8 protein-coding genes are annotated in these 13,189 nt (G+C 47.8%); 3 read left to right on the forward strand and 5 right to left on the reverse strand.

Translation table 11 applies throughout. From position 1 onward, the window contains the following. Window positions 1-232: 232 nt before the first annotated feature. The 3 genes from AC50YG_RS29180 to AC50YG_RS29190 all read right to left on the reverse strand — a co-directional run bounded on the left by AC50YG_RS29180 (window position 233) and on the right by AC50YG_RS29190 (window position 2,455). Entirely contained in the window at window positions 233-910 is a 678-nt protein-coding gene (locus tag AC50YG_RS29180) for a CpsD/CapB family tyrosine-protein kinase (RefSeq protein ID WP_473759178.1), read from the reverse strand. After that, the gene (locus AC50YG_RS29185; protein WP_473759180.1) at window positions 891-1,643 is read right to left on the reverse strand and encodes a YveK family protein; all 753 of its coding nucleotides are present in this window, start codon (window positions 1,641-1,643) and stop codon (window positions 891-893) included. Before AC50YG_RS29185 ends, AC50YG_RS29180 begins: the two co-directional genes overlap by 20 nt. Before the next feature lie 365 nt (window positions 1,644-2,008). After that, a complete protein-coding gene (locus tag AC50YG_RS29190; RefSeq protein ID WP_494832139.1) occupies window positions 2,009-2,455 on the reverse strand; it encodes a hypothetical protein in 447 nt (148 codons plus the stop codon). A gap of 1,109 nt (window positions 2,456-3,564) precedes the next feature. On the opposite strand from AC50YG_RS29190, the gene AC50YG_RS29195 reads away from it, so the two are divergent. Genes AC50YG_RS29195 through AC50YG_RS29205 form a run of 3 tightly spaced genes read left to right on the forward strand, consistent with a single transcriptional unit; the run spans window position 3,565 to window position 7,547 of the window. After that, window positions 3,565-5,379 carry an HSP90 family protein gene (locus AC50YG_RS29195; RefSeq protein WP_494832145.1) on the forward strand — a complete coding sequence of 605 codons (1,815 nt, stop codon included), beginning with the start codon at window positions 3,565-3,567 and terminating at the stop codon, window positions 5,377-5,379. Window positions 5,380-5,406: 27 nt separating this feature from the next. Continuing rightward, window positions 5,407-6,474, forward strand: a complete 1,068-nt coding sequence (locus tag AC50YG_RS29200) for a hypothetical protein (RefSeq protein WP_473759185.1) — start codon at window positions 5,407-5,409, stop codon at window positions 6,472-6,474. Window positions 6,475-6,488: 14 nt separating this feature from the next. Next, the gene (locus AC50YG_RS29205; protein ID WP_494832149.1) at window positions 6,489-7,547 is read left to right on the forward strand and encodes a hypothetical protein; all 1,059 of its coding nucleotides are present in this window, start codon (window positions 6,489-6,491) and stop codon (window positions 7,545-7,547) included. Between the two features lie 117 nt (window positions 7,548-7,664). On the opposite strand, the gene AC50YG_RS29210 is transcribed toward AC50YG_RS29205, so the two are convergent. Together AC50YG_RS29210 and AC50YG_RS29215 are read right to left on the reverse strand one after the other, a co-directional pair. After that, window positions 7,665-9,293 (reverse strand): copper amine oxidase N-terminal domain-containing protein, encoded by a 1,629-nt coding sequence (locus AC50YG_RS29210; RefSeq protein ID WP_494832151.1) that lies wholly within the window; start codon window positions 9,291-9,293, stop codon window positions 7,665-7,667. Window positions 9,294-9,838: 545 nt separating this feature from the next. After that, the coding region (locus tag AC50YG_RS29215) for a X2-like carbohydrate binding domain-containing protein (protein WP_494832154.1) at window positions 9,839-13,189 on the reverse strand (3,351 nt) is incomplete at its 5' end.

Raw genomic sequence — 13,189 nt, forward strand, 5'->3', positions numbered from 1 at the left:
CTTACGGTTTAAAAATAGTGATGAAAATGGCGAAGCGGAATGAAAGGCTTGAGCTGGAGAAGCGTGAGCGTTCGCTTTTACCCTTGCATTCCCCCCTATTAGGGGCTCATTCGAGGAATGCAAGGGTAATGGCGATCGGAAGCCAAGTCTTTCATGCAGCGGAGTCTTTTTCATTCACGCTTTTAAACTAAACAATTAAGAGATTAAAAATACTCTGAACGAGATTCACCACTCACTGATAGTAATATAAATACCCTTCCGAGCTGCTCCGCTTGATTTTATTGAGCACTACCCCTAAAATCCTCGCTTTCACATGCTCCAGGCTCGCCTTCGCTTTAATCGCGGCTTCCTTCTTCACTGTGCCGGAATCGATGACGAGGACGACGCCGTCGGACTTGGATGCTACGATTTGCGCATCCGTCACGACCATGATTGGCGGGGTGTCGACAATGATAATGTCGTAATGCTCCTTCATTTTTTCCAGCAGCTGGTCCATCCGCTTGGATGCCAGCATCTCCGAAGGATTCGGCGGAACCGGACCTGCTGGTAAAATGCTGAGCCCGCTCACCGAGGTGGTCTGAATCGCGGCCTCCCATTCCTTCTGATTGCTCAGCACCGAGGTTAATCCAATCTGATTGGATACCCGGAACAGCTGATGCTGCGTCGGCTTGCGCATATCGGCATCAATTAGCAGCACCTTCTTGTTCGACTGGGCATAGGTGACGGCAATGTTCGCAGAGGTTGTGCTTTTTCCTTCATTCATCTTCGTGGAGGTCACCATTAGGGTGCGAATTTCTTCCTCCAAATTGGAGAAATCAATATTCGTTCTAAGGATGCGGTAAGCCTCCGATATCGGCGACTTGGGGTTCGTTTCCGTAATGAGCGGCCAATTAGGCTTCGAACGTGACATTATTTTTCCCCCTCATCGGTTGGTCTATCGAATTGTCCTTGTGCTTGCCTAGATCAACCTCGCGGATTTTCGGGATGAGCGACAGCGTCGGCAAGCCAAGCACCGCCTGAATGTCTTCCTCCGTCTTAATCGTATCGTCGAGATAATCGAGCAGCAGTGCGAATCCAATGCCTACCAGCATAGAAAGTGCAATCGCAATCGCAATATTCATCGTCGGCTTAGGCGACACAGGAGGCGGAGTGAGCGTATGATCGGCTTCGTATAAAATCGATACATTATCAACCTGCATCAAGCTCGGCAGCTCCTGCATGAACACCTCCGATACGGCATTCGCAATGTTTGCCGCCCGGCTGTACGAGGAATCCTTTGCAGTGACCGACATCACCTGCGTGTCGTTCACCGAGGTTACGCTAATCCTCTCAATCAACTCGCCTGCCGTAAGGCCAAGCTCAGGATGCTTCTGGGCAACCTTACCCATCACCCTTGGCGTCCTTATAATTTCCTTGTACGTCTTTACCAGTTGAATGTTGGAGTTGATCGTGCTTAAATCCAGCTTGGCGATAATATCGTTTTGACTGCCTGTCTGATTAACGATCAGCTTGGTCGACGCCTCGTATTCCGGCTGTTGAAAATAATAAGAGTAGATGCCTGTGGCTGCCCCTGCCATGCAGACGAGCGCTGTTATCAACCAGATTCTTTTTTTCACAACATGCCAATATTGTTTTAATTCCAATGCATATACCTCCATAAAAGATTATTCAAATCGCGACCTATTAGGTAAAAAAAAGAGGTACCTACCATTTTCGCCGCCCAGCTGCCCGGCCCTTATAAGCAACTTTCAGCATCGGGTGAGCAGCCATTTTGCACCTTTCTCTATCATTCGACAGTTTTATCCTTTTGCGAAAAAACTCGATATGAGCTTTTTCGACTTGATTATATTCATAAAGAATAACTTTTTCAAGGTGTTTTGAAAATTAGTTTTCTGAATTTTCAAAACATTTATTTAAAATATTAGGAAAGGATATGATTTTCCCCATCCTTTCTCTATATTTCTACGCGAAACGGTAGCTTTGCCGCCAGAGGACGACTTTCGGGTGTTTAAGCTTGCATAGAGGTCCTTTTCGCCAGCCGGCGCTCCGACAAAAACTGTTGGAACGAGCCGCCTTCAAGGACGTAATCCATCATATCTTCAAACGTGCCATTTATTCCTTTTTTACGCAGCAGCAGCGTCAGCAATTCGGCTAAATCAATACGAGGCCTCGCCTCAGAAGGCACATAACGCCTTTCTTCATAATCGAATACCAGCTCCTGCTTAATCGGATATTGCGCCATAAGCAGCCATTCCGTCAGGCTTTTCCCTGCGGTTCTTCCTGGTTCGGGTGCAAACATAGGGTCGTCAGCAAGCTTTTTGAAAAAGGCCCTCGCCTTTAGGGCCCGCTGCTTTCGCTGCACAAGCTCGTGAAGATCATCAGTGATTTGTTCGGGCTGCTTGCCCATAACGCCGTAATCATCCACCCGTCTGAGTGATTGTTGATTCGTTACCATCCTAATTCCTCCACCTCTTTTTTGAAAATATAAGCGGGCAACCTATCCAATGCGCTCTTTTTAGTGTGTCGTATATTACGCGTATTGAATAAGTATAAAAGAAGAAAAGCGAAAAGAGTGTCAGTTTGTGTCGAATTAAATAAATTGATCATTTAGCCCATTAACTGCCCCACGCGTCCTATATCCAATTTCAGTAAATTGTTGAGGTATTGTATAACCGTGCTTTATTGTCTACAAAAGGGCATTTTCAACATAGGTACAGCGGTTAAGCTGCATGACGCAAAATGAGAACTTTATTGCGTCTTATTGACGCAATAAACAGCTCTTGCTTTGCTGCCTTTTGCCAGCGAAGCATGTCAGTTTATTTTATAGGCGCCGTGCGGCATGACGGCGTTTTTGACCTTTGCTTTATTTTCAGAAAAATGAACAAAAAAACGCTTGCGCTCTGAACCAATGTTCTGAGCTTTGCAAGCGTTCTAATGTTTCAATACTCTATCCCGAATTGCCTGATTCAATAGCCACATAAGGCTAGTTAATTAGTTTGAATAATAACCAAATGAAGAGGATCCAGAAGGGCAGCGCGAGAAGAATACCGTTTAATATGCCGACTTTTAGGCTTCCTTTGCGAAAGATCATTGTATGCCGCCTCCTTCTATTATACTGTATAGTTTTATTATACCCCATTCCTTTCCTCCTATACCGATCCAATAAGCATGCGTGACTATTTGGAAACTTTAGGTAGTCGCGAAGGGTATAGGCGTATGGGCCGCATGACTCATTATTTTAAAATGGCTCTTTCTTGTCACCAAATTAGTGAGAAACCGCACCGAAAAGTTTGACCTCTATGCTGTAAACTATCTATTATAAATGTCTACTTGCTATGCATATATATATTAGTCTGTCTGCGCCCCACTTTGCCAGTGAAATTCTACTGGGGGTAAATCGGCGCTTCTCTACGACTATAGTTGTTTGAAAGATAGAGATTTAGGGTATAAGCTTATGGGTCATATGGCTCATTATGCTATAAATATTGGAATTGCATGTATGGAAAATAGTAGAATAGTTAGGACGATGTAAACTAAAACCCTTCTATATTAAAGGAGAATCCGATGAGCAACGAGCAGGAGTATCGCTTTCAGGTTAATTTAAGCGGAATGATCAATATACTTTCCAACCATTTATATAGTAGTCCTAATGTTTATTTGCGTGAGCTTCTGCAAAACGCGACGGACGCTATTACAGCACGCGGACAGCTTGAGCCTGGTTTCACCGGAAATGTGACGGTAGAAATTTCAGGCAGCGGCAGCCAAATGACGATGACGGTTGAAGACAACGGCGTAGGGCTGACCGAGGAAGACATTCATCAGTTTCTAGCAATGATTGGACACTCCTCCAAGGTCGGTCAGGATTTTATCGCAAAAGAAACCTCATTCATCGGCCGCTTCGGCATCGGTCTGCTGTCCTGCTTTATGGTCAGCGACGAAATCGTCGTTCTGACCCAATCGGTGAAGGGCGGACCTTCTATGGAATGGCGCGGCAAACCGGACGGAACGTATACGATCCGTCAGCTGAGCACCAAGCTATCGCCGGGAACAAAAATTTATTTGCGCTGCAAGCCAGATAGCGAGCCTTATTACGAGCCGCAAATGGTTGAAGATTTACTCTTCTATTATGGAGCCTTGCTGCCCTATCCGGTTAAGCTGCATGCAAATGGGGTCGCGAAGACGATTAATGAATCGCGGCCAGACTGGATTATGCAGCCGGAGCTTGCGCGCGGTCGTCGCCGTGAAGTGCTTGCCTTCGGTGAAAAGCTGCTAGGCGAGCCGATGCAGGATTTCATTCCGCTCCAAACAGCGAATGGCCGAACGGGCGGAATCGCCTTTATTTTGCCGCATAGCGTGAACCTGAATACCCGCCGTTCCCATAAAGTATATTTGAAGCAAATGCTTGTCTCGGACAAAGCGGAAAACATTCTACCGGAATGGGCATTTTTCGTCAAATGCCTTATTTGGACGGATGAGCTGCAGCCGACGGCCTCCCGCGAGCATTTTTATGAGGATGAACGGCTGGAAACGGTGCGCGAGGAGCTTGGACAATCGATTCGCAATGAGCTTATGCGCATAGGCGACTATGAGCCAGACCGATTGAAACGCATCATTGAGCTGCATGCTTTGTCGATGAAGGCACTCGCTGCGCAGGATGAGGATTTCCTGCAAACGATTTACCGCTGGCTTACTTTCGAAAGCACATACGGAGAACGAACATTTGGCGAGCTGCTGGCTGAAAATAAAAAAATATTTTATACCGTATCTGTTGATGAATATCGTCAAATTACCCATGTTGCCGCAGCGCAATCGATGCTCGTCCTCAATGGCGGCTATATTTATAACCATGAATTGCTTGAGCGCCTGTCGCTTCTTCTTCCTGAGCTTGATATGGAAAGGCTGCTGCCGGAAGATGTATCGCTGTCCTTCGAGGATTTAACGAACGAGGAGCGCAATCAATATTACGAGCGCATTCGCCTTGCCGATGGAGCTTTGCAGCGCTTCCGCTGCCAAATTCAGCTTAAACGGTTTGCTCCAGCAGAGCTTCCCGCCCTATATACACTGTCGAAGGAATCGTCATCGCTGCGCTCCTTGGAAAAAGCGAAGGAGAACAGCTCCGACCTGCTCGCATCCGTACTCGGCAACCTTGGCACAAGTTTTACGGAGTCGGCGTATTCGACGCTTTATTTCAACTTAAACAATCCGCTCGTGCAGAAAATTTTCAACAGTGCCGATAATCAAATGTTCGCGACCGCTACCCAAATGCTGTACACCAACGCCTTGCTGATGGGACATTATCCGATGACGCGCCAGGAGCTTGGTGTACTGGGACAAGGCATGATTAAATTTATCGACTGGGGACTTTCCTCGAACGCCTAAAAGCTTATTACACAAGGAGGAACATAAATGGAGCTCGATTTTGAAGATTTAATGGATCAGGCCTATGATCTGCCCCCCGGCGCCGCTAAGCTTGAGGTGCTGGAGGCTGCCGTGAGAATCGCAGATGCAGAAGGCGATATCGATAACGCCTTTGAGGCGAGAGGCGAAATCGTGCAGACAGCTATTTTTCACGGTTATCCGCTAAAAGCGATTATCGCTTTCTCTTGGCAGCTGGGACAATATGACCAAGAGCCCGACAATTACGACAGCAGTGATTTAATGTGGTCCTACAAATGGATCGTCGGCAACATTTCCAACTTTCCGGAAGTGCCCATGTCGCAAATTCAGGAGCTTGTCGAGGATTTGGGCAAACGCTATAAGGAGCATGGCTACAGCCGCCGCACTTATTTATATTACCGCTCTCGCCTTGCCTTAAGCCATGGAAAGCTGGATGAAGCAAAGGATTTTCTCGAGCAGCTGATGAAAGTCGAACGGGACTATATGACCGATTGCATCGCCTGCGAGCAAAATCATATCGTTGAGCTCTATGCGCAATTGGGCGAAGATGAACAGGCTTTAAAGGCGGCAGAGCCGATTTTATCAGGCGAAATGAAATGCGCTGAGGTGCCTCATATTACGCTGCCGCATTTGCTTTCACCGTTAATGCGTCAAGGCTCTCCAGAGAAAGCCCAAAAGCTTCATACGAAAGGCTATCGACTGGTCAAAGGCAAGCGCGATCTATTCGAAAGCGTCGCACAGCATATTAACTATTTGACGGATATTAATCCGGCGAAGGCGGTCGAGGTCGTCGAGCTGCATTTGGCATTTAGCCTTGATCATGAGAATCCTTATGAGATCATGAGATTTAATTTATTTACAGCACGGCTGCTGAAGAAGCTGCTTGAAGAAGGCTCCGAAACGAAGCTGCGTCTGCCAGCTTCCTTCCTCGCTGCGCACGAGGATACAAGTCTGCCCGCGCTTGCTGCACACTTTGAAGCTCTTGCCCTATCGGCGGCAAAACGTTTTGATATACGCAATGGCAATGATTATTATAGTAAAAATGCCGCCAGCTATTTCCAAGTATTTAACAAATAGACAGAGGAGCATCAATGGAAATGGATTTTGAGGATTTGATGAACCAGGCGTATGATCTTTCTCCCGGCGCAGCCCAGCTGGAGGTGCTGGAGGCTGCCGTTCGACTAGCTGATGCGGAGGGCGATATCGAAAATGGTTTTATTGCACGCCATCAAATCGTGAAAACGGCTTGTTTTCACGGTTTCCCGCTGAAAGCAATTATCGCCTTCTCCTGGCAGCTAGGCCAATATGATCAACACCCTGAGGAATACGATGGCAGCAGCTTGTTATGGCGATATAAATGGATCGTCAGCACGATATCGAATTTCCCAGAAATTCCGATGTCGCAAATTCAGGAGCTGCTTGAGGATTTGGGCAAGCGCTATAAAGAGCATGGCTACAGCAAACGCACCTATTTATATTTCCGCTCCCGTCTCGCCCTTGATCATGGGAAGCTCGATGAAGCCAAGGCTTATCTTCAACAGTTTACGAAAGAGGAACGGGATCATATGAGCGACTGCCTCGCCTGTGAGCAGCATTATATTGTTTGGCTTCATGCAAGACTAGGCGAGGATGAGCAAGCATTAAAGGCGGCAGAGCCGATCCTATCAGGGAACATGAAATGTGCTGAGGTGCCTCATATTACGCTGCCGGAGCTGCTCTTGCCTATGCAGCGCTTGGGCCTTCACGAGGAAGCGAAAAAAGCGCATACGAAAGGCTATCGCCTTGTCAAAGGCAAACGCGATCTGCTGGAAAGCGTCGCCCAGCATATTGAATATTTGACGATGACCAAGCCCGCGAAAGCGGTCGAGGTCGTAGAACTGCATTTGCCGTTCACCCTCGACCATGAGAACCCTTATGAAATTATGCTGTTTCATCTAAATACGGCACAGCTGCTGAAGAAGCTTGTTCAAGAAGGATCGCAGGTTAAGCTTCGGCTTCCCGCCTCTTTCCTTGTGGTGCATGAAGATACCAGCCTTCCGGCGCTGGCCGCTCATTTTGAAGGTCTCGCCATAGCATCGGCACAACGTTATGATGCCCGCAACGGTAATGATTTTTATAGTAAGAAGGCAGCAGATAAGCTGCTCGTATAGAGAGTCAAATGTAACTGCCTTATGTTCAACACCTTGTTTTAGGCAAAAAAATCCCCGCAAGCGAACACTTTTTCAAGTGATCGGCTTGCGGGGATTTCGATTTGTGGACGGTTTGTCTTACATTGCTTTTGTCAACGTAATGGAATGATCGGCTTTGCCCCATTGTACGTTCCAGCCAAGCAGTTCCGTAATGAAGCGAAGCGGAACGACCGTTCTGTTGTCGGAGTTGACAAATACTTTAGCGCCAACGGATTTTTTCATGCCGTTTACTTCCATGAAGTCTTTGTTGATCCAAAATTTCAGCGTGTCACTGCCTGCTTTAATCGTAACTTGCTGCGCTTTTTTATCCCATTTCACGTCAGCGCCAATGCCTTCGCTCAGGTAGCGAAGCGGAATATAAGTCATGCCGCTCCAGATGAATGGCTCTGTATCCATTTTTGTTACGCTGCCGTTAATGTTCAGGACGTTGCTGCCTACTTGCATCCAAACCTTTACCATCGTGGCAGGATCAGTTGGTGTTGTCGGAGTTGTAGGTGTAGTTGCGTCTTGGAATTTGTCGTTAAACTGCGTGACAATCGCATTGCCGAGCGCTTGACCAACACCGAACATCAGCTTGTAGCCTTCGCGGTTCGTTTTGTACGAAGCCGTGTAGTCGCCAGCTGCATATTGCGTAAGCACTTGCTGTACTTGATTTTCATGTGCGGTCAGAGCGACCTGGCCCGCCTCTTTAGGGAGATTGCCTGCTGTTGCCGAATCCAGGAATGTCGCAAATTCAGTCGTGAAGCCAGCGATACGCGCTTCGACTGCTGCTTTTGCTGCTGCATCATTATTTTTAACTGCCGTTACAAAATCAGCTTGGGCATTTACGTGGTTCGTGACCCAAATTTTCTCGAATGCGGCTGCGCCATCCGCACCATAGATGGAGGCGATTGCTGCTTTGAAATCGGCTGTGTTCATCGCTTCTGCCCAGATCAAAGCGTCTGAAGCAGCTCTTCCATCATATTGCTCTTGCATTTGCAGGGCAGACAGGGCAAAATGCTCGCCAGCCAATTGGTTCAATGCGGATCTCAGATCAGCTGCTTTGGAGTCTGCTTTAGTGTTTTCGAATTTTGCCGGCATTTGGGCTACGATTGCACTGGACAACACTTTGCTAATGCCGAACATTTCGGCGTAGCCTTTACGATAAGCCTCATATGCACCTTTATAATCGCCAGCTACATAATCCTCGAATACTTCTTGGACGTGATCCTCATGGCTGCGAATCGCTTGCTTCGCTGCATCCGCTGGAAGCTTGCCTTCTGTTGCTGCTCCGAGGAAATTGCCGAACTCGTTCACAAAGCCGCTTACTTTATCTTCCGCCGTTTTAATCGCTGCTGCATCCTTTTTCTTCGTTGCTTTTACCAAGTCGTCCGTATACTGATTGTGTGCGCGGAAAATTCTTTCGAATTCAGCTGCGCCTGCATCGCCGTAAAGCGAAGCAATCGCCGGCTGCATATCCCGTGCATTCTGGTCGAGTGCTTTGTAAGCAGCGTCTGCATCTTTAGTGCCGTCATAGGCTTTCGTCATTGCTGATACCGCTAGGGTGAAATGCTCGGAGAGCAAATAATCAAGTCCCGCTCTCAGCTCGGCTGCCGGTGTGTTCACCGATGCCTTCACCGCTGTAGCTGCTGGCGCTGCTGCACCTGCCATAGTCGGCATTAATAGGGTCAAGCTTAACATGGGAACGATTAATTTTTTCATCTTCATCTTGCTTCACTCCTTAGAATCGTTTTATGTGTTTTCGTTGTCCGCTTGTTCTTTACATACATTAACACGCAGGCTGTTTACGTTTGGATCACTATTGGATCAAAAAAGTTTTAAAAAGTTTTTTAAGACGTTTATTGAGGTGTTTATTGAAAAACCTGAGTACTGTAAGTCGGCTCCACTTCATTCTCTTCGCTTCAGGAGCTTAAACCTGCAAAATGATATGCTTGGCGGACACAGCAGCAGCTATTTTCAAAAGATTCACGGTTTTCGCACAGGCTGCGGACTCAGGAGCCGCTAATGCGATGTAAATGACCATTTTGACGGAATATGGAGGGCAATAGCGGCTCTCCTGTCCGCTTACGGCCTAAAAGCACAGTAAAAGCCAGAATAGCGGAATCTGTGTCCTCAAAAAAAAGCATCCCCTCCTGCTGTTATACAGCAAGAAGGAATGCTCAAATTAAGCGCTAGGCTCTGCCATGCCGCGTTGGGCGGAACATGCCTATATTAATATAGAAGAAAGATATGGCTTTGTATATCTTAAAGCTTTAGATTAAACCGGATGTTTTCAATAGGCGCTCGATGATTGCCGCTACCTCTGCGCGCGTCATATTCGCCTTTGGAGCCAGTTGCATGCCGCTTCTGCCTGTAACAATTTCGGCTTGCAGCACATCAGCAATACCCGCAGTTGCCCAAGCGGATGTTTTTGCAGCATCCTTATAGCGGCCTAGCAATACGCCTGACTCTATTGCCGGGAGCGTGTCCTTCAATCCTGTGATCTTCATTGCTTTGGCGATAATCGCCATCGCCTGCTCACGGGTGATTTTGTCGTTCGGACGGAACGAGCCGTCCTCAAACCCATTAATTAAACCATAAGCGCTCGCTGTTTGAACAGCAGAGCCATACCAATCAGCTGATTGGACATCGGTAAATGAGGCCGCACTATTTTCAAGCTTAAGCCCCAGCCCCCTCACGATAATCGCCGCAAACTCTGCACGCGTAATATCTTTGTTTGGACTGAATAGCTCATTGCCCGTTCCATTGATGACAAGACGCGAGCCCATATTATTGACCGACTCCTTGGCCCAGTGATTGGCAACATCCTTAAATTCAAGCGGGTGCCAGACAATCGAATAAGCACTATTGGTCAAGCTGTTGATTTTGGCAAAATATTGGCCCTTATCCTCTAAAACTTTAGTTGGAACGTGGCGAACCGTACCGTCCGGCTCGACTACGATGCCGGTTGTAATTTTATTCGGATCAATGCCAGCAGGCAAGGCGACAGTCCGTTCTACATATGCACTAAACCTGGTAATAGGGATGATCTGATTGTTGTATGCCGCGCTCACTGCAAAATCAAGTGAAGGTGCTGCCAACGTAAATCCGCCTTTGTCTGCTGATCCCTGTACAATTTTCATCATATTATCCGTTAAAGTACCGATCTCAAGCCGAAGCGTAATATCGTTCAGCGATACTGCTTGACCCAACTGTTTGGAGATTGCATCAATGTTGATCTGCTGTGCAGGCACCGTATAGGTTGCCCGATCGGTTTTGAGCTCAAGCACAGCTTGCTTTTGCTCCATATTTTTAATCATTTGACCCGTCAGCTCGCCAATTACGACGTTTGAGCTGTTGCCTAGCAGCGGAATCGTAATAATCGCACCTTGACCTTCTGCGGCCAGCTTCTGCTCCAGCAAGGCTTGATCGACTGTAATCGTAGACGTAGATCTGCCATTTACAACCGAGGTAGCTGCACTACCGATTCTCTCCAGACGCCCATTAATCCAGATGTCTACTCCTGTACCAGATGTTCCTGAGGATGAGGAAGACGAAGAACCTGGCTGTGTCGTTTCACCGCCGCTTGTAGGCGCTGATGGCGTAACGGTATTGGATGATACGGATGCTTCACTAGAGCCTGCACCACTAATCGCTTTTACCGTAAAGGAATAGCTCGTCCCGTTCGTGAGACCTGTAACGGTGATCGGGCTAACGAGTCCCGTTGCTACTGTATGTCCCTCTGCATCTACAACCTCATAGCCAGTAATGATACTTCCGCCGTTATCTGTTGGTGCTGTGAATGAGACCGTTGCTTGACCATTTCCAGCTGTGGCGGATACCAATGTCGGTGCTCCCGCAACCGTTATTGGCGTCACCGACCGCTCATTGGAAGCATCGCTCAAATCGCTTGCAAAAACGGCTTTTACTACAAAATAGTAGGTTGTGCCATTCGTTAAGCCAGTTGCTTCATAGCTATATACCGACTGTCCAACAGTGGTTACTTCTGTATTGTAGGCCCCAGATTGGAGAGCCATGTACACTTTGTAGCCATTTGCTCCATCTACTGGATTCCATTGCAGATTTGCCTTGGCATTACCAGAGTTAATAGCTTGCAGGACAGGTGCCTCGTAATTGGCAGGCGTCGTATCGCTAATGGTAACCGCCAACGTCTGCGCTGCTCCCGCGTTAAAGTTAAATGAGAGATTTGTTGTACCTTCTGCTTGTTGTACCAAATACGATTTATTGATCGTTATTACATTGCCAGTAATCGTATAGTCTACCATTGGCATCAGAGCTGACATACCGTTTGTGATACCGCTCAATGTGTTGCCGTTCAGTGTTAGAGTGATGGACACATCTGCTTGCAACGATGTTTCTTTATCGAAGCTCGCTGTCGTCTGGCTCAGGCTGCTATCCTGTGGTGCCGGAATGGTAGAGTCACTGATCGTAACTGCTAGTGTCTGCGCTGTGCCTCCACTGAAGTTGAATGACAAATTCGATGTGCCTATAGCTTGTTGTGCCAAATATGTTTTGCTTATGGTCACTACGTTGCCCACAATCGTATAATCTGTCATTGGCGTTAGAGCAGACATACCATTTGTGATACCGCTCAATGTATTGCCGTTCAGCGTCATCGTTACAGCTACATCCGCTTGCGACGATGCTTCTTTATCGAAGCTCGCTGTCGTCTGGCTCAATTGGCTGTTTTGCGGCGTTGTGTCACTCACCGTTACTGCCAACGTCTGCGCTGCTCCTGCGCTGAAATTAAACGCGAGGTTCGTCGTGCCTACAGACTGCTGCGACAAATACGACTTTTTAATCGTTACCGTGTTGCCCGCAACTGTGTAATCGGTTCCCGCTGTCAGCGTCGCTACACCATTCGTGATGCTGCTCAGCGTATTGCCGTTCAGCGTCAACGTTACAGCTACATCCGCTTGCGCTGATGTTTCTTTATCAAAGCTTGCTGTTGTCTGGCTCAATTGGCTGTTTTGCGGCGTTGTGTCGCTCACCGTTACCGCCAACGTCTGCGCTGCTCCTCCGCTAAAGTTGAACGCTAGGCTCGTCGTGCCTACAGCTTGCTGAGCCAAATATGCTTTGTTGATCGTCACTACGTTGCCCGCAACCGTGTAGTCCGTTCCCGCTGTTAGCGTTGCTACACCATTCGTGATGCTGCTCAGCGTATTGCCGTTCAGCGTCAACGTTACTGCTACATCCGCTTGCGCCGATGTTTCTTTATCGAAGCTCGCTGTCGTCTGGCTAAGTTGGCTGTTCTGCGGCGTTGTGTCACTCACCGTTACTGCCAACGTCTGCGCTGCTCCTGCGCTGAAATTAAACGCGAGGTTCGTCGTGCCTACAGACTGCTGCGACAAATACGACTTTTTAATCGTTACCGTGTTGCCCGCAACTGTGTAATCGGTTCCCGCTGTCAGCGTCGCTCCGCCATTCGTGATGCTGCTCAGCGTATTGCCGTTCAGCGTCAACGTTACAGCTACATCCGCTTGCGCTGATGCTTCTTTATCGAAGCTCGCTGTTGTCTGGCTCAATTGGCTGTTTTGCGGCGTTGTGTCACTCACCGTTACTGCCAACGTCTGCGCTGCTCCTGCGCTGAAATTAAACGCGAG

This window comes from Paenibacillus sp. J31R34 (genome assembly GCF_059383715.1).

What these genes read in the sequence shown, in the direction of transcription:
- AC50YG_RS29210 (WP_494832151.1), bottom strand. Translation starts at nt 9,293, where the DNA reads ATGAAGATGAAAAAATTAATCGTTCCCATGTTAAGCTTGACCCTATTA.
- AC50YG_RS29190 (WP_494832139.1), bottom strand. Translation starts at nt 2,455, where the DNA reads ATGGTAACGAATCAACAATCACTCAGACGGGTGGATGATTACGGCGTT.
- AC50YG_RS29195 (WP_494832145.1), top strand. Translation starts at nt 3,565, where the DNA reads ATGAGCAACGAGCAGGAGTATCGCTTTCAGGTTAATTTAAGCGGAATG.
- AC50YG_RS29200 (WP_473759185.1), top strand. Translation starts at nt 5,407, where the DNA reads ATGGAGCTCGATTTTGAAGATTTAATGGATCAGGCCTATGATCTGCCC.
- AC50YG_RS29180 (WP_473759178.1), bottom strand. Translation starts at nt 910, where the DNA reads ATGTCACGTTCGAAGCCTAATTGGCCGCTCATTACGGAAACGAACCCC.
- AC50YG_RS29205 (WP_494832149.1), top strand. Translation starts at nt 6,489, where the DNA reads ATGGAAATGGATTTTGAGGATTTGATGAACCAGGCGTATGATCTTTCT.